The following is a 16,914-nucleotide window of genomic DNA, read 5'->3' as shown; positions in this document are numbered from 1 at the left end:
GGGCGGATTCGTGGGATCAGGCGTGGGCCGTGTGGGCGTCGGGCCCGATGTCGGCGAAGGTGTCGAAGAGGTCGCGCGGACTCGGCAGCCGGGGCAGCCGCACGATGGCCCGCTCGAGATCCGCGTCCGGGCCCAGTCCCCCGTGGCCCAGGATGACGACCCGGCAGTGGCGCGCCAGCGCCAGCCGCACCAGGCGCCCGATCTCTTCGGGCAGTTCGGCGTCCGCGAAGACGATCAGGCCGCGCGCGCCGGCGCTGATGCTCGCTGCGGCCGTGGCCGGATTGAGCACGGGCTCGGCCTCGTAGCGTCCCGAGAGACACGCCGCCACGTCGCCGGCGAGGGGGTCGCCCGCCGCCAGGATCGTGATCGCGGGGCGCCCGGCCCCATGCTGCGTCGCGTGCATGCCATTCTCCTCCCGTCGCACAAAGGGATGAACAGGGGTGTTGTCGTGTGGAAGCCGGTTGGAGAAGACTGACTCTCGCCCAGCGCCATTCTTCCCGTCCCCGGCTTCCACAACTCCATCGGCTGGGCCCGCTTGCGGGCCCGATGCGACACCCTGCTCTCCCCGGTGCGCGTTCATGTCCTCTCTAAGGCAATCCGCATGCCGACCCGGCAGTTTTTTCCCGATAAAGATCAACCCGCTGCCGGAAAAGGAGTTGCGCGGACGGAGGTCCCCGGTACCCGCACCGGGGCGGCAACAGGTGCAACATTATTGCGGCACGTGAAATCCGTAGTACGGGGTCGGTTTTCAACTATGTCGTTGTGCGGCAGGGTTTTGACAGGTGCAACACGCGCGCGGCACCCCGCCGGGGGGTGCCACAGCCGGGTCACTCGGTCCGGTAGGCGCCCGGATCGATGTCGAGGTCCCGCAGTTTGCGCTGGAATGCGGAGCGGTGGACGCCGCTCAGTTCGGCGGCCCGCGTCACGTTGCCGCCGGCCTCGACCAGGCGGTTGATGCAGTAGACCCGCTCGCGCCGGCGCTTGGCCTCGTCGCCGGCCTCGGTCAGGCTGCCGGTCTCGAGCCCGCAGGCCGCGTCGGGGTCGGGCCCGGCCTCGGCCCCGAACATGTCGGCCAGGGTGATCACGGGGCCGCGGCAGTTGATGACCGCCCGCTCGACGAAGTTGCGCAGTTCGCGCACGTTGCCCTGCCAGGGTTCGTGCCGGATGCGTTCGAGGACCGCGCCGGAGAAGCCGGAGATGCGGCGGTTGTTGCGGCCGGCGAGCTCGGCCAGGAAGTGGTCGGCCAGGGCCATCACGTCGCCCGGGCGGCGTCGCAGCGGCGGCAGCTCGATGCGATAGATGTTCAGGCGGTAGTAGAGGTCCTCGCGGAAGGTCCCGGCCGCGATGGCCTTCTCCAGGTTGCGGCTGGTGGCCGCGATGAGACGGCAGTCGACGGCCCGCTCGCGATTCTCCCCCAGGCGCACGAACACCCGCTCGCCCAGGGCCCGCAGCAGCTTCACCTGCAGGTCGAGGGTCGCCTCGCCCACCTCGTCGAGGAAGAAGGTGCCGCCCGAGGCGAGCTCGAGCTTGCCCATGCGGCTCTCGGCACCGGTGTAGGCGGTGGGGCTGGTGCCGAAGACTTCCGACTCGATGAGGTCGCGCGGGATCGCCGCGCAGTTGATGCCCACGAACGGACCTTCACGCCGCGGGCTGTGGTCATGGATGTGGCGCGCGAACATCTCCTTGCCCGTGCCCGACTCGCCCGTCAGCAGCACGGTGGCCTCGGTCACGGCCACGGTGTCGGCCTGGTGCAGCACCGTCTGCATGGTCTCGTCGGCGCAGATGAGGCTGCCAGTGAGACGCCCCAGCTCGCCGCGCTGGGCCTCGATGTGGCGGGCGCTGCGGCCGCTGGCCAGGGCGCGGTCGATGAGATTCACCAGGTCGGGCAGCTCGGCGGGCTTGCCCACGTAGTGGAAGGCGCCGAGCTGCATGGCCGCCACGACGGTGCTGATCTTCGCATCGCCCGAGAGCATGATCACCGCCGGCGGGTCGGCCGCCGCGAGCAGCTGCTCCAGCAGCAGGATGCCCCGCTTGTCGTCGCCGTCGAGATCGACGTCGAGCAGCACCACCTGCGGCACGAAGGCCGCCACCACGCCCCGGGCCTCGTCCGCGCCGTGGGCCGTGCGCACCTCGTAGCGCCCGCCCAGCGCGATGGCCAGGTCCTCGCAGAACTCGCGGTCGTCGTCGACGATCAGCAGCCGCTCCGACGCCACCTCACCCCTCCCGGGCCCGCAACGCGTCGCACAGCGCCCGCAGCTTGCGGACGTCGTCCCAGGTGTCGCGCTTCCACTTGGGGTTCCGCAGCAGCGCCGCCGGATGGAAGGTGGCCATCACGGGCACCCCCCGGTAGAAGTGGACCGTGCGGCGCAGGCGGCCGAGGCTCAGATCGGTCTTCAGCAGGGTCTGGGCGGCGACGCGGCCGAGGCAGCAGATGATGCGCGGGCGCAGGATCGCCAGCTGCCGCTGCAGGTGCGGCTCGCAGTGGGCCACCTCTTCGGGCAGCGGATCGCGGTTGTTCGGCGGCCGGCACTTGAGGATGTTGCAGATGAAGACGTCCTCGCGGGCGAAGCCGATGGCGCCGAGGATCTTGGTCAGCAACTGGCCGCTGGCGCCGACGAAGGGCTCGCCCTGGAGATCTTCGTCCCGGCCCGGGGCCTCGCCCACGAAGACCACGTCGGCTCGCGGGTGGCCCGAACCGAAGACGGTGTGGGTGCGCGTGGCGCCGAGATCGCAGGCGGTGCAGGGCAGCACCTCGCTCCGCAGGGCCGCCATGGCCGCCGCCGGATCGCCACCGTGGGCCGCGAGCAGGGGCTCGTCGGGCAGGCGGAGGGGATCGGCGTGGGCGGCGCGGTCGATCAGGCCGAGGGTCTCGGCGACGAAGGCGTCGCACATGGCCTGGAAGGCGGCATCCTTGGGCGCCGCTGCCGCCGCGGGTGCGGGCGTGGGCGTCGGGGCCGGCGCCGGTTGGACCGCTGCGGGCGCGGCCGCCCCCGTGACCGGGGCCGGGGTCCGGGGGCGACTCGGCACCTCAACCGCCGAGGCCGAGTCCGGGGCCGGGTCCGGGTCCGTCGCCACCGTGGCCGCCGTCGCGACAGGAGCCGGCGGCGACGACGTCGCCAGGGCCGTCGGGATCACATCCGGGCGGTCGCCCTCGTCGAGGTACCAGGCGGTGCCCAGGTCGGTGTTCTGCCGGATCCAGGTTCGGAGATCGGCGATGAGGCGGAGCTGCTCGTCGGCGTGATGCGTCATGTCTTCCCCGGGGTTCCCGGTCGTCGTCTCAGGGGCGCGCGCGGCGCGCGATCTCGTCGAGCAGGGCGGCGGCCAGTTCGCTCTTGGCGCAGGACGGGCTCTCCCAGAGCACACCCTCCGGACCCAGCAGCCGGACCTGATGGTCGGTGTCGCCGAAGCCCGCCCCGGCCGCGGTCGGGTCGTTGGCCACGATGAAGTCGAGGCCCTTGGCCTGCAGCTTGGCCTGGGCGCGGGCCACCACGTCCCCGGTCTCGAGGGCGAAACCGACCACCCGCAGGCCGTCGGTGCGGTGCCGCGGCACCACCTCGGCGAGGATATCGGGATTGCGCGCCAGTTCCAACCGCCAAACGTCGCCGAGGGTCTCCTTCTTCACCTTGGTGGCCGACGGCGCGGCCGGCGTGAAGTCGGCCACGGCGGCGCTCATGATGAGCCAGTCGGCGCCGGCGGAGAGGGCTTTGCCCACGGCGTCGGCCATGTCGCGGCCCGAGGTGACGGGCACCAGGCCGGCCAGGCCCCGCGGCGCGACCCGTGCGACCGGACCGCTGATCAGCGTCACGCGCGCCCCGCGCCACCGCGGCCGCCGCCAGGGCGTAGCCCATGGCGCCGGTCGAGCGATTGCCCAGGAACCGCACCGGATCGATGGCCTCGTGGGTCGGGCCGGCGGTGATCACCACGCGCCGTCCGGCCCACGGACCGGCCGCGGCCGGCGCCACCGGAATCTCCGCGTGGGCCGCCGCCAGGTCGCGAACCGCCGCGAGGATCTCCTCGGGCTCGGCCATGCGCCCTGCGTCGACGGTGCCGCAGGCGAGGAAGCCGGCGCCCGGCCCGACCGTGCGCACGCCGCGCCCGGTCAGCATCGCCAGGTTCGCCTGCGTGGCGTGATGCCGCCACATGTTGTCGTTCATGGCCGGCGCCATGAGCACCGGACCGGGCTGGGCCAGCAGCAGGGTCGAGACGATCTCGTCGGCGATGCCGTGGGCGGCCTTGGCCATGGTGTTCGCCGTCGCCGGCGCCACGACCGTCAGGTCGGCCCAGCGGGCGTACTCGATGTGGTCGAGGGCGTCGCTCTGTCCGTCACCCCAGAGGTCGGTGGCCACCGGATGGCCCGACAGGACCTGGAACGTCATGGGCGCCACGAAGCGCGTGGCGGCCGCAGTCATGGCGACCTTCACGGAAAAACCCGCCTGCACGAGCAGGCGGGTCAGGAAACAACTCTTGTAGGCGGCGATCCCCCCCGTGACCAGCAGCAGCACGCGAACCTGTCCCGGGGCGGCCATGGGCTACTCCTCGCCTTCCTGCTCCCTCTCGAGCCGGACCTGGCGGGCGCGCTCCTTCACGTCGTAGAACTCGATCTTGCCGTTGATGAGGCGCTCGACCGCGAGGGTCGTGATCTTGCCCGGCAGGGCGACGTTGTAGGTGCGGGCGCGGTCGTTCAGGCGCCGGGCCTCGAGGGCGGCGACCTTGATGGCCTCGAACTTGTTCGGGATCAGCTTCGTGACTTTCTGACGCGGAATGTAGGTCATGCGGCCTTCCTCACAGGCTGGGGACGGAAGCGACGCTCGCGTCCGGCTCGCCCCGGGCGGAGGGCAAACCGGTCCGTCGTGTTTCTGGCAACCGAGGAACAATAGCGTTTTCGCGGAAAAATGCAAGGGATCGGCGTTCCGCCCCTCAGCGGACCAGGACCAGCCGCCGGGTCTCGTCCCAGCCCGGGCCCTCGAGCCGGACCAGGTACGTGCCGCTGGCCACCTCGGCGCCCCGGCCGTCACGGCCGTCCCAGCGCACGGCGTGGTCGCCGGCGTTTCGCTGCCCATCGACCAGCCGGCGCACCTCGCGACCGGCCAGGTCGAGCACCGTCAGGCGCACGGCGGCGTCTGCGTCCAGTTCGAAACGGATCGTCGTGGCCGGATTGAACGGATTCGGGTGGTTGCGCCCCAGCCGGCGCGGCGGCCCGGCGGACGCCGGCGCCCCGGACGGCGCGAGGATCTCGTACACCTTCGCCCCGTGGGCCGGCAGCGCCAGGCCCGGCAGGCGCAGGTCGGCGGTGACCGTCAGGGTGGGCGCGTCGGCCGGATCGAGCCGGTCGACGGCGGGGTGGTCGCCGGCCGTCAGGCTCCCCGCCAGGCCGGCCAGTTCGATGCCCGTGCGCGCGCTGTCGGCCGTGTTCACCAGGCAGAGCAGGGTCTGCGCCCCGTCGCGCCGCACGAAGGCGAGCACGGCGTCGTCGCTGGCGGCCAGGGCGGCGAACGACCCCCGCCGCAGGGCCGGCGCGTCGTGGCGCAGGGCGATCAGCCGCCGGTACCACTGCCAGAGCGAACCCGGATCGGCCCGCATGTTCGTCACGTTGTGCGCGGGGAAGTCGGCGTTGAGGGCCTGCCACGGGGTGGTCGACGAGAAGCCCGCGAAGGGCCCCTCGTTCCACTGCATGGGCGAGCGGATGTTCTCGTGGGCGCCGCTGCCCTGCATGCCGATCTCCTCCCCGTAGTAGAGGAAGGGCACGCCCGGCAGGGTGAGCAGCAGCGCCGCCGCCGCGCGGTTGCGGTCCTCGTCGAAGCCGAGGGCGTTGCGCAGGCGGTCCTGGTCGTGGTTGGTCAGGAAGGTGGCGAACTGCAGGTCGGGGTAGGCGGCCACCACCTGGGAGACCTTGGCCGCCAGGCCGGGCGCCCAGCTCCCGTTCGCCGCGTCGAGCATGGCGTAGGCGGTGTCGAACTCGAAGCACAGGTCGAGCCGGTCGTCGGACACGTAGGGCACCACCGCGCCGGTGCTCGTCCAGGCCTCGCCCACCGAGAGCATGTCCGGCGCGACGCTCTTCACGTGCGCGTTGTAGTCGTGCCAGAACTGGAGGGTGCCGGGCGTGCTCTGGAGCTGGCCGGGATCCTCGTCGATGTAGAGCACGGCGTCGAGGCGGAAGCCGTCGACGCCCACCGTGTCGAGCCAGAAGGTCGCCGTGTCGAACATCTCGGCCTTCACCGCGGGGGTGTCGTAGTTCAGGTCGGGCATGCCGGACCAGAACAGGCCGTAGTACCAGTCCCAGCCGGTGCCGTGCCACACCTGCTGGCCCCAGGGGCCGGTCTCGCCCGGGTCGAAGGCCGACCAGCGGAACCAGTCCACGTAGTCCGGATCGCCGGCCGCGGCCTGCACGAACCAGGGATGCTGGTTCGAGCAGTGGTTCATGACGAAGTCCATGATGACCTTGATGCCCCGCGCGTGGGCCGCGGCGAGGAAGGCCTCGAAGTCGGCCAGGGTGCCGTAGGCCGGATCGACGCCGCGGTAGTCGACGGCGTCGTAGCCGTGGTAGCTGGCCGCGGTGTTGATGGGCATCAGCCAGATGCCGGTGATGCCCAGATCGGTGTCGGTCGCGGGGTCGCCGTCGTTCAGCTCGTCGAGGCGGGCGGTGAGGCCGGCGAAGTCGCCGACGCCGTCGCCGTCGCTGTCCTGGAAGCTGCGCACGAAGATCTCGTAGAAGACGCGGTCGTTCCACCACGAGAGCTCGGCCGGATCGACGGGCTCGCCCCCGGGCGCGAGGTCGTTGTACCAGACGTCGACCGCGACGCCGCCCGCCGGCACGGTCAGCACCCGGTTGTTGCCCACGCCCGGGAATTCCTCGGTGCCGTCCCACAGGCCGTTGAGGCGGAACTTGAACTCGATGGTCTCGCCGGCGGTGAAGCCGCCCACGGTGACGGCGTAGGCCGTCTCGGCATCGGGCCCGGCCAGCGCCGTCAGGGGCGACGTGCCCCAGCCGTTGAAGCTGCCCGCCACGTCGACGGCGTCGACGCCCGGCGTGAAGAGGCCGAAGGCCGCCTGGCGCGCCATGCGCACGCGGAAGGTGACGTCTTCGGCGCGCAGCGGAGCCGCCGCGGTGATCGCGACGAGGGTGGCGCCCAGGAGCAAGGCGATGCGGAGCGGACGATGCGGACGCAAGGGGCACCTCGGGAACGGGAAGGATCGGTTCGGCACCATGATAGCACGAATCGGCGGCGGTGGGAGCCGGCCTGTCCGGATGACCGCCCCGGGCGCACCGCCCCGGGCGGCATGCGCGAAACAGGACAATATCAAACTACATCTAAAAATTTCGCCAGAAATCATTACATAAGTTTGCCACGCAAGACGATACCGTGATATCAATCAAACGGCGCGGTGCCCCACGAGTCGGACGGCCGCGCCCTACCCATCGCCCGGAATTGGCAGCCCAGTGTGGACCTCCGTGAATTCGAGCGCCTGAACGACATCATCGCGAGCATTGCCGACTGGACCTGGGAAGTCGACGCCGACGGCGTCTACACCTACTGCGGGCCGCAGGTCGAGACCATTCTCGGCTACCAGCCGGACGAGATCATCGGTCGCACCCCCTTCGAGTTCATGGCGCCCGGCGAGGCCGAACGGATCGGCACCGTTTTCGCCTCCCTGGCGGCGAACCGGGCGCCCATCCGCGACCTCGAGAACTGGAACCTCGCCCGGGACGGGCGGCGGGTGTGCCTGCGCACCAACGGGCGGCCCTACTTCGGGCCCGCCGGCGACTTCCGCGGCTACCGGGGCGCCGACACCGACGTCACCCACCTCAAGCTCGCCGAACGGGAGAAGGCTTCGCGTCTCGATCTCCTGCGCAGCCTGATCGACGCGATTCCCAATCCCATCTTCTACAAGGACTCGCAGGGGCGCTACCTGGGCTGCAACGACGCCTTCGCCGAGGCTCTCGGCCACGATCGCGACGAGATCGTCGGGCGCACCGCCGCCGACTTCTCCTCACCCGACCGGGCCCGGATCTACCAGGGCAAGGACGAGGCCCTGCTGCGGGCGGGCGGACAGCAGAACTACGAGACGGACGTGCGCTTCGCCGACGGCGAGGACCACCGCGTCGTCTTCGCCAAGGCGGCCTTCCCGGACCCGAGCGGCGAAGGGCACGGCATCGTCGGCGTGATGAACGATGTGACGGAGCTGAAGCGGCTGCAGGACGAACTGGTGACCGCCCGACAGGCGGCCGACGCCGCCAACGCGGCCAAGAGCGCCTTCCTGGCCAACATGAGCCACGAGATCCGCACGCCCTTCAACGCGATCCTCGGCTTCACCCAGCTGCTGCTCGACTCGCAGCTGCCGACCGAGGCCCGCGAGTACCTCGAGATCGTCGAGGAATCGGCCGAGCAGCTGCTCAGCCTCGTCAACGGCATCCTCGACTACTCCCAGATCGAGGCCGGGCGCGTGCGGCTCCAGGCCGAGGACGTCGACCTGCGCGGCGAGGCCAAGGCCGTGGGTCGCCTCTTCCAGGTCCAGGTTTCGCGACGGGGCATCGCGCTGGACGTCGCGGTCGCCCCGGACGCGCCCCCCGTGCTCCGTTGCGACCCCCTGCGCCTGCGCCAGATCCTCGTGAACCTCGTGGGCAACGCCATCAAGTTCACGTCCGCGGGCCGCGTCGAACTGCAGGTCGACACCGCCCCCGAAGGGGGTGTCCGGTTCACGGTCGCCGACACCGGACCCGGCATCCCGCCCGATCGGCTCGTGGCGATCTTCGAGCCCTTCCAGCAGGCCGATGATTCCACCACCCGCGAGCACGGGGGCACCGGTCTCGGGCTGGGCATCGCGCGGCAGCTCGCCGAGCTCATGGGCGGCCGGATCTCGGTGCAATCCGAGCTCGGCGCCGGCAGCCGCTTCACGGTGGTCCTGCCGGACACCCCCGTCCGCAACGGCGAGGCGATTCCGGCCGACCTGGCCCCGCCGCCCGACCCGCGACGCTACTCCCTGGCCGGCCTGTCGATCCTCGTCGCCGAGGACAATCCGGTGAACCAGCGGCTCGTGGCGCGCCTGCTCACCAAGTGGGGTTGCGAGTTCGACGTGGTGGAGAACGGCCGCGACGCCGTCACCGCCGTGCAGGCGGGAACCTACGATCTGGTGCTCATGGACATCCACATGCCCGGGCTCGACGGCCTGGACGCCGCCCGCGCCATCCGCAACCTCGTCGGTCCGCTGCAGCTGCCGATCCTGGCGGTGACGGCCAGCGTCATGGCCGACGAGCGGCAGCGGTACCGCGAGGCCGGCATCGACGGCGTCGTGGGCAAGCCCATCGTGGCGCGCGAGATGCACCAGAAGATGGCGGCGGCCCTCAACCGCACGCCGATCCGGCTCGAGTTCTGAGACGCGGGTTCAGTCGAGGGGCGGGCGCCGGAACGCCTCGCGCCGGCATTCCTCGGCCGTGATCACGGCGTTCATGCGGTGGACCGCGGCATCCAGTTCGTCGTTGACGATCCAGTAGCGGTAGCGGTGGGCGAAGCCCACCTCGTGGCGCGCGTTGCGCAGGCGGGTCGCGATCACCTCGTCGCTGTCGGTGCCGCGCGAGCGCAGGCGGCGTTCGAGCTCCTCCCACGACGGCGGGAACAGGAAGACCGAGACGATGCGTTCGGCGAAGAGGTCGAGCACCTGCACCCCGCCCTGCACGTCGATGTCGAGCACGGGGATGTGGCCGGCCTGGGTCATCTCCTCGAGCCGGCTGCGCCGCGTGCCGTAGCCGTTGCCGTGCACCTCGGCGTGCTCGACGAAGGCCCCGTCGGCCACCAGTTCGGCGAAGACGCTGCGGTCGACGAAGTCGTAGTCGATGCCGTCGGTCTCGCCCTCGCGGATGGGCCGCGTGGTGGTGGAAATCGAGAACGCGAGGCGCGGATTCCCGTCCATCAGCAGCCGGATGAAGCTGCTCTTCCCCGCCCCCGACGGCCCCGTGATCAGCAGGATCATGCGACTACTCCAGGTTCTGGATCTGCTCGCGCATGGACTCGACCTCGTCCTTCATGGCGATGACGGCCTGGGTGATGTCCATGAGGCTGGTCTTGCTGCCCATGGTGTTCACCTCGCGGTGCATCTCCTGCAGCAGGAAGTTCAGCCGCTTGGCCACCTGGCCGCCCTCGTCGAGGGCCGCGTGGAAGTGGGTGATGTGGATGCCCAGCCGCTCGCACTCCTCGTTGATGTTGGCCTTGTCCGCCAGCAGGGCCACTTCCTGGGCCAGCCGCTGGGGATCGACCTGGTCGTTGAGGATCTTGGCCAGGCGCTCGTCGAGCCGCTTCTGGATCTCGACGGCGGCCTGGGGCGCCAGCTTCTCGACCTCGACCAACCGGGCCGACAGGGTGGTGAGGCGGTCGCGCATCTCCTTCACCAGGGCGTCGCCCTCGGCCTGCTTCATGGCCATCAGTCCCGCGTGGGCGCACTCGATGGCGGCCATGAAGGCCTTGCGCAGGTCGTCCTGCTCGAGCTCTGGCTCCTCGGCGCGGAAGAGGTCGGGCACCGCCAGCAGGTGATCGAGGGTGACCGGATGCTCGACCCCCGTCTCCTCCGTCAGCCGCCGCGCCGCCGCGCGCACCATGTCCAGCCCCTGCTGCAGCCGCACCGGGTCGAGGCCGGCCGCCCCGGCGTCCCGGTTGATCTGCATCTGCACGGCCACCGTGACCCGCCCGCGCGCGACGTTGTCCTTGAGGAAGTTGCGGATGTCGGTCTCGAGGAAACCGAGACCGCCCGGCAGCTTCAGGCTGACGTCGAGGAAGCGGTGGTTCACGGAACGCAGTTCGACGGTGATGGTGGCGGGGCCGGCCTGGCCTTCGCCGACGCCGAATCCGGTCATGCTGAGCATGGAGTCCTCCAGGAGGGGATGCCGGGACGGGCCCGGACGTCGCAGGTGGTCGCGGGAATCTTAGTGGAGAGGGAGGGGTGGGGCAAGGTGAACCCGCCGCACAAGGAACGGCCCCCCGCGTCGGGCACGGGGGGCCGCGTGTCGATCGGGATGCAGGCCCGACCGCAGCTACGGATTCTCCATGTTCTCGTGGTGGATCGAATCCTCCATGTCGATCGTGTGGCACACCTTGCAGTTCCCCCCGGCACCGATGGGCCGCCGGTTCCCCTGCACCTGCAGCGGCAGGATGTTGTCCCGGTCGGCGCCGTACTTGTGGCTGTGGGTCGGGAACGTGGCGTGCGGCGAACCGTGGCACGACAGGCACGGGATCAGGCCCGACTCGTCGCTGCTGAAGCGGTACAGCCCGCTCGGCCCCTCGACCCACTTGTAGACCGCCGAGGCCGTGGCCGGATCGGGCCGCGTGAAGTCCTCGTGGCAGGCCAGGCAGTCCGGCTCCTGCAACCAGGGCACCCGGCCGACCACCTCGTCGTGGCTCGCCACCGCGGGCGAAACGAGGTTCGCCATGAGCCGCGCCGCGCCGGGCTTGCCCTTCTCCTGCTCGGCCTTGAGCAGGCCCAGGGCGTGGTCCTCGATGCGGCCGTGGCAGTTGGTGCAGTCGAGGTTCACGCTGTGGCCGCCGCGCAGGCACTGGGTCGCGCCCTGCGGGTTGGCCGGATGGCAGTAGGCGCAGGCCTCGGCCCCCGCTCCCCGCAGGTAGTTGGCGTGCCAGCCGTGCACCGCCGCCGGCAGGTTCAGCAGGTCGGCGTGCGCGAAGTCCTCGTTGCCGGAGTAGCGGCCGGTCCCGGTGGCCGGGTCCTCGTGGCAGCTCGCGCACAGGCGCGGCTCGCCCCGCTCGGCCATCTTCAGCAGCTCGGTGCCCGAGTGCTTGTCGTGCACGGCCAGGATCGCCGCGCTCGTGGCGTCGGTGAAGCCCGCCACGCCGTCGACCCGCCAGCCGCCGCCGTGGCAGTTCTGGCAGCCCATCTCCGTGGCCGTGGGCACGACGGTCTTCGTCATGGCCAGCACGTCGCCCGACTCGGCGTCGACGGCCTCGATGGTGAACAGCGGGAACGGGTTGTAGTGGCCTTCGCCGTCGTAGGGCGCGATCGGCACCATGGGCGCCTCCCAGATGCCGCGCGCCTCCTCGAGGTGCAGCTCGCCGGACATGCCGAAGCCCTTCAGGCCGACGTTCCGCGCGAGGTCGACGCCAAAGTTCTGCTCGTCGAACTCCCAGAACCGCACGTTGGCCGCGGGATCCTCGAAGCCGGCCTCGGGCTTGTAGGTGATCTTCACGCCCTCGGTGACGACCTCGGGCGTCTCGCCGCGCCGGATCAGCTGGGCCTGGATCTCGTTGGCCGGCGGCAGGATCACGAAGTACGGGTCGCTGTCGCTGAGGCAGTGCATGCCCAGGTTGTTCCAGGCCAGCAGCACGTACGCGTCCTGGTCCACGTCGAAGGGCGGGATGTCGGTCGCCAGCGGCTTGTCCTCGAACACGGGCGCCGTCTCGCGCATCCCGTGCAGCCCCTCGGTGATGTAGCGCGCCACCGCGTGCCGCTCCTGCGCCGTGCCCACGAAGGGCGGCATGTACTCGACGACCGTGCCCTGACCCGAGAGCTGGGCGTCGACGCCGAGCAGGGGCATCCCGGCCGTGAGCGGCAGGATGTCGTTCAGCACCCCGCCCCGGCTGTGGCACGACGTGCACTCGAGCCGGAAGATCTCCTCGCCCGCGCCCAGCTCGTTCTCCGGCGTGATCGCGGCGAACTCGGTCCACTTGGCGACCTTGAGGACGCCCTCGGCATCGATGCGGTCGACGTCGGCCGCCAGCACCGAGTTCGAATACATGTGCCCGTGGATGACGTACGGGCGCCGCCCGGCCTCGCGGATGAACTCGAAGCTCGTCATGTGGAAGAAGCCGATGAGCATGACCAGGTAGGCCAGGGGCTTCTTCACGCCGCCCGGCAGCCTGATGACCATCACCAGCGCCCCGACCAGCAGCACCGGCGTCAGCACGGCGAAGGCCTGCAGGAAGGGCGCGATCTCGTGGGCCTTGTGCAGGATCATGGCGGCCTGCGCGTCGGGCAGGGCCTGCACGTACCACCAGGCCGAGGCCAGCATCAGCGCGAACGGGGCCAGGATCCAGCCGGCGCTCCAGCGGATCACCTTCTCCCGGAAAGCGGCCTGGCGCCGGTGCACCGCCGTGACGAGGCCGAACATGCCGGCGATCATCAGGCTCAGGAAGGTGCGGAAGACGACGCCGGGCAGGAAGGTCGGGTTGAGGAAGCCGTCCCAGAAGTCGCCGGTCGCGGTCCAGGCGCCCGGCGTGAGCATGAAGCCGATGATGCCGGTGATCAGCACCAGGCTCAGCCACGCGAAGACGAAGTAGAACCAGCCGATGATCTGGTGCTCGCGGGCGCGCATCCTGCCGAAGGTGTAGTGGTAGATGAAGAGCGCGACGATCTCGCCCACGAAGCACACCCACTCGGTGGCCCAGCCGAAGACGAAGTTGTGGATCAGCACCGACGTGCCCGCCGGGCTCAGCAGGGCGATGGTCCACCAGATGCCGACGCCCGTCAGCCCACCGAAGACCATGGTCAGCAGCAGGAAGAACTTCGCGTGGCCCTTGACGTAGCCGAGCAGGTCGGCGTCGCCCTCGCGCAGCGCCTTGCGCTCGGTGAGCACGAGCCACAGGCCGCCGCCGACGGCGAAGTGCGAGACGAAGACGTGCACGGTCGCGACGAGGGCGATCCAGAAGCCGCCCCCGGTCGCGAAGAGATCCCAGACGGGGTAGTTCATCTCAGACCTCCTTTCCGGCGTGGGCCGCCAGGCGCAGCATGTACCAGATGCAGCCGATGCCCACCGCGAATGTCGCGAGGAAGAGCACCAGGGAGGAGACCTGCGGATCGACCCGCAGCTGATCGGGCGTGAAGTGGGCCCGGACGTAGCCGTAGCGCACGTACTCGCGCATGACGGCCATGGCCAGCAGCGTGCCCGCGGTCAGGCCCACGCTCGGCCAGACCTTCTGCAGGAAGCCCGTCAGCAGGGCGCCCACCGCCAGCAGGAAGCCGGCGCCGAAAGCCGCCGTCGCCACCGGGTTGCCGCCCATGAAGAGCTTCATCACGTCGCTGCGAAGGACCAGCAGCCACCACAGGCCGAGGGCCAACTGCCCCAGCGTGGCCCACTTGAACCAGGCCATGCCGTGCCCCACGAGACCGCCGCCGTCGCCGGTCCGGCCTTCGCGGACGCGACCGAATGCGGCCATGCCCAGGCCCGCGACCGCCACGGCCCCCACCACCATGTGCAGGTAGCGCGGCCAGAGCGTCGGCTCGTCCAGGTTCCAGAAGGTGCCGCCCGCGTGGGTGAAGTAGGCGCCCCACTTCTCCGGCGTCACCGACAGGGTCCAGTTGTTGGTGAAGAGGAACCCGATGAAGAGCAGGATCAGCGTGGCGCTCCCGATCAGCAGCGTGCGTGCGCCGGGCGCGGTGCGGCCGCGGAACGCGTACAGGGCGTAGTAGGCCACGATCAAGAGCGGGATGATCGCGAACCAGGCGGCCGCCATCAGGATGCTGCTCGAGTAGACGAAATGGCCGTACAGCACCTGGACGAAGAGCAGCGGCGCCACCCCCGCGTTGACGGCGAAGGCGACGCTGAAGGGGAGCTTGCCCCCGAGCCAGCCGGCGATGTCCGGGCGCGTGCCGCCGCGCAGGGTCGCCACGAGCGCGATGACCGCACCGCCGAGCATGAAGTTCATGAAGATGACGTGCAGGACGAAGGTCACCGTCAACAGGACCTGGAACCAACCCCAGGCGACGGGAACGGCATCGGGCACGGGAATCAGATCGATGGGATGCATGGACGTCGACCTCCTTGCGGACTCGGGCGAGCCGGATCGGCCGTTTCCATAGTAGTCAACGAACGCTGACCCGGGAAACATAATATGCGCGCAAATCATATCAAATTAATTGGTTATGAGATTCCGACCCAGGCGATTCAACTGAAAACGAGTGCGCTTCTCAGGCGGGTTCAGCCCCCCGCAGACGAGCCCCGGTGTGGAGGTTGTAGGCCACCGTCACACCGAGGGCGAAGATCATGGCGCAAACGCCCAGGGCCGCGCTCCAGTAGGGCGGCGCCGTCAGGGCGATGCGGATGACCACCGTGGCCAGGGCGAAGCCCGAGTTGCGGAACAGGATGAAGTAGGACGCGGCGTAGCGCAGCGAGATGAAGATCAGCAGGAAGTCGGCGAAGATCAGCACCGTGTAGAAGGTCTCGAAGAAGGCCGGGGCCGACGCGGTCGTCAGCCAGGCGAAGGCCACGTAGCCGCCCGCCGCGGCGTAGACCGCCAGCATCATCAGGGCCAGCACCTTCTTGGCCACCACGAAACGACCCTGGCTTTCCACGTCGCGGGTGATGGGCTTGTGGACGAGCATGCGCCGGTACAGCACCAGCAGCAGGAAGATGAGCAGCGCGCCCGCCGCATCGCTGAGGATGTGGTAGAGCGGCTTGCTGATGTGGTGCCAGTCGATGGGCAGTTCGAAGTAGGTGAACTCCTTGAACGACGCCCGCAGCAGGATGAGCGACAGGATCTCGAACTGCTTGCCCACGGAGGTGGCCACCGAACGGGCCATGGAGAAGACGAGCTCGATGACCTCGAAGACGAGCAGCATCGTGAAGGCGAGGTTGACCGCATGGAAAGGATTGCGGGAAGGCACGTACGGGGCGAGGATGTCGGGCAGCATTCCCCGCCGGGCGGCGAAGATGAGCGCCAGTTCGAGCAGGAAGACCGCGATCAGGACGTTGCCGATGACGGCCACCGTCCGCCGGTTCTCCCAGCCGTGCTCCAGTCGATCGAAGACCGCGGCCAGGCGGTCGCCGGCGCCGCGGCGCACCGCGGCGATGCCGTTGCCCTGCGTCGTCATCGCACCCGACCTCCCCGCCGCCCCGGGCCGGGCGGCAACGGCACCCTAGCACGCCCGTGCCGGGCCGTCATCCCGCGATCGTCGCCAAAAATCCGGGATCCCGGTTGTGGCCGTCCGCGTATGAGCCTAGAATGCGCCCCACCGACCGACCCCCGCGAACCGGAAAGGACTCCGCCATGCGCCCGCACTTCCCCGCGCCCGCCGCCGGACGCTTCGTCCTCGTCGCCCTGCTGCTCGCGGCCCTGCCGGCCGGCGCCCAGGAGGCTCCCGTCAGCTCGAACATCGCCTTCGGGGCCCGCGCCGGCTACACCCACTGGGAGAACGTGAACCAGATCCATTTCGGCGCCCACCTGAAACTGGGCGAGATCCTGCCCAACGTGCGCCTGACGCCGGGGGTCGAAGCCGGACTCGGCGACGGCGTGACGATCATCACCGTCAACGGCGACGTGACCTACGACTTCACCGAGTTCGTGGCCCAGCCCTGGAACCTCTACGGCGGCGGCAGCCTCAGCTTCAACACCTTCAAGCCGGACGCCGGCGACACCGCCACCGACATCGGGCTGAGCGCCCTGCTGGGGCTGGAACGGACCCTCGCCAGCGGCCATCGGGCCATGGCCGAGATCCGCGCCGGGCTCATCGACAGTCCGGGCTTCAAGCTCACCTTCGGCTACACCCTCTTCTGATCGTGGGGAGCGCGGCCTGGAACGACGCCGACCTCCTGGCCCGCCGGCTCGGGTCGTGGCACCACCGTTTCGCCGGGCGTGACCTCTTCCGCGTGACCGCCGGACCCGGCTGGGTGCGGTTGCAGTTCGCCGGCGACGACCGGGCCGGCGTGCTCCTGACCGACCTGCCCGGCGCCCGGCTCGTGACCGAGGTCGCCGGGCGCCTCCCCGAGTCCGTGGTCGCCGCCCTGCCGTTGGCGCCCCGGCATGCCCTGGTCAGCCTGCTCGGCCAGGCCCGCCTGACCGGCTGCGGCCTGCTGCCGGACGACCGGGTCGCCGCCTTCCGCTTCGCCCGCCCCGGCGCCGACGACGTGGTGCTGCTGCACCGGCTGTTCGGATCGCGCGGCAACACCGTGCTCCTGGACACCGGCGCCCACCTGCTGTGGTC

General features: G+C 70.3%; 13 protein-coding genes and 1 pseudogene. 3 read left to right on the top strand and 11 right to left on the bottom strand.

Translation table 11 applies throughout. The annotated features are described in order from the left end of the window. Positions 1-16: 16 nt before the first annotated feature. From KDM41_02025 to KDM41_02000, 6 genes and pseudogenes are all read right to left on the bottom strand, one after another. Positions 17-403, bottom strand: coding sequence for a hypothetical protein (locus tag KDM41_02025; protein ID MCB1182180.1), 387 nt, complete (start codon positions 401-403; stop codon positions 17-19). A 424-nt stretch (positions 404-827) separates the two neighbouring features. Beyond that, positions 828-2,213 (bottom strand): sigma-54-dependent Fis family transcriptional regulator, encoded by a 1,386-nt coding sequence (locus KDM41_02020; protein ID MCB1182179.1) that lies wholly within the window; start codon positions 2,211-2,213, stop codon positions 828-830. Position 2,214: 1 nt separating this feature from the next. After that, entirely contained in the window at positions 2,215-3,249 is a 1,035-nt protein-coding gene (locus tag KDM41_02015; GenBank protein ID MCB1182178.1) for a uracil-DNA glycosylase, read from the bottom strand. 28 nt (positions 3,250-3,277) lie between these two features. Then, positions 3,278-4,526: pseudogene (gene coaBC, locus KDM41_02010) on the bottom strand (bifunctional phosphopantothenoylcysteine decarboxylase/phosphopantothenate--cysteine ligase CoaBC). Between the two features lie 3 nt (positions 4,527-4,529). Next, the gene (locus KDM41_02005) at positions 4,530-4,772 is read right to left on the bottom strand and encodes a DNA-directed RNA polymerase subunit omega (GenBank protein ID MCB1182177.1); all 243 of its coding nucleotides are present in this window, start codon (positions 4,770-4,772) and stop codon (positions 4,530-4,532) included. 145 nt (positions 4,773-4,917) lie between these two features. Further along, positions 4,918-7,167: a DUF3459 domain-containing protein gene (locus KDM41_02000; protein MCB1182176.1), complete on the bottom strand. Its 2,250-nt coding sequence runs from the start codon at positions 7,165-7,167 to the stop codon at positions 4,918-4,920. Between the two features lie 273 nt (positions 7,168-7,440). Here KDM41_02000 and KDM41_01995 point away from each other — a divergent pair, with 273 nt between their 5' ends. After that, entirely contained in the window at positions 7,441-9,372 is a 1,932-nt protein-coding gene (locus KDM41_01995) for a PAS domain S-box protein (GenBank protein MCB1182175.1), read from the top strand. Between the two features lie 9 nt (positions 9,373-9,381). Here KDM41_01995 and gmk read toward each other — a convergent pair whose 3' ends face one another. From gmk to KDM41_01970, 5 genes are all read right to left on the bottom strand, one after another. Continuing rightward, positions 9,382-9,966 (bottom strand): guanylate kinase, encoded by a 585-nt coding sequence (gmk, locus tag KDM41_01990; protein ID MCB1182174.1) that lies wholly within the window; start codon positions 9,964-9,966, stop codon positions 9,382-9,384. A 4-nt stretch (positions 9,967-9,970) separates the two neighbouring features. Beyond that, a complete protein-coding gene (locus KDM41_01985) occupies positions 9,971-10,852 on the bottom strand; it encodes a YicC family protein (protein ID MCB1182173.1) in 882 nt (293 codons plus the stop codon). Between the two features lie 168 nt (positions 10,853-11,020). Further along, positions 11,021-13,684 carry a cytochrome C gene (locus KDM41_01980; GenBank protein ID MCB1182172.1) on the bottom strand — a complete coding sequence of 888 codons (2,664 nt, stop codon included), beginning with the start codon at positions 13,682-13,684 and terminating at the stop codon, positions 11,021-11,023. A 1-nt stretch (position 13,685) separates the two neighbouring features. Continuing rightward, positions 13,686-14,741 carry a hypothetical protein gene (locus tag KDM41_01975; protein ID MCB1182171.1) on the bottom strand — a complete coding sequence of 352 codons (1,056 nt, stop codon included), beginning with the start codon at positions 14,739-14,741 and terminating at the stop codon, positions 13,686-13,688. A 160-nt stretch (positions 14,742-14,901) separates the two neighbouring features. Then, the gene (locus KDM41_01970; GenBank protein ID MCB1182170.1) at positions 14,902-15,804 is read right to left on the bottom strand and encodes a hypothetical protein; all 903 of its coding nucleotides are present in this window, start codon (positions 15,802-15,804) and stop codon (positions 14,902-14,904) included. 176 nt (positions 15,805-15,980) lie between these two features. Here KDM41_01970 and KDM41_01965 point away from each other — a divergent pair, with 176 nt between their 5' ends. Further along, the gene (locus KDM41_01965) at positions 15,981-16,487 is read left to right on the top strand and encodes a hypothetical protein (GenBank protein MCB1182169.1); all 507 of its coding nucleotides are present in this window, start codon (positions 15,981-15,983) and stop codon (positions 16,485-16,487) included. A gap of 2 nt (positions 16,488-16,489) precedes the next feature. Next, positions 16,490-16,914: hypothetical protein (locus KDM41_01960; protein ID MCB1182168.1), on the top strand; the 425-nt coding region annotated here is incomplete at its 3' end.

The sequence above is a fragment of the bacterium genome (assembly GCA_020440705.1).
Classification (GTDB): Bacteria; Krumholzibacteriota; Krumholzibacteriia; order LZORAL124-64-63; family LZORAL124-64-63; genus JAGRNP01.
Note: the sequence above shows the minus strand (reverse complement) of the source record. Positions and strands in the feature narration are given on the sequence as shown.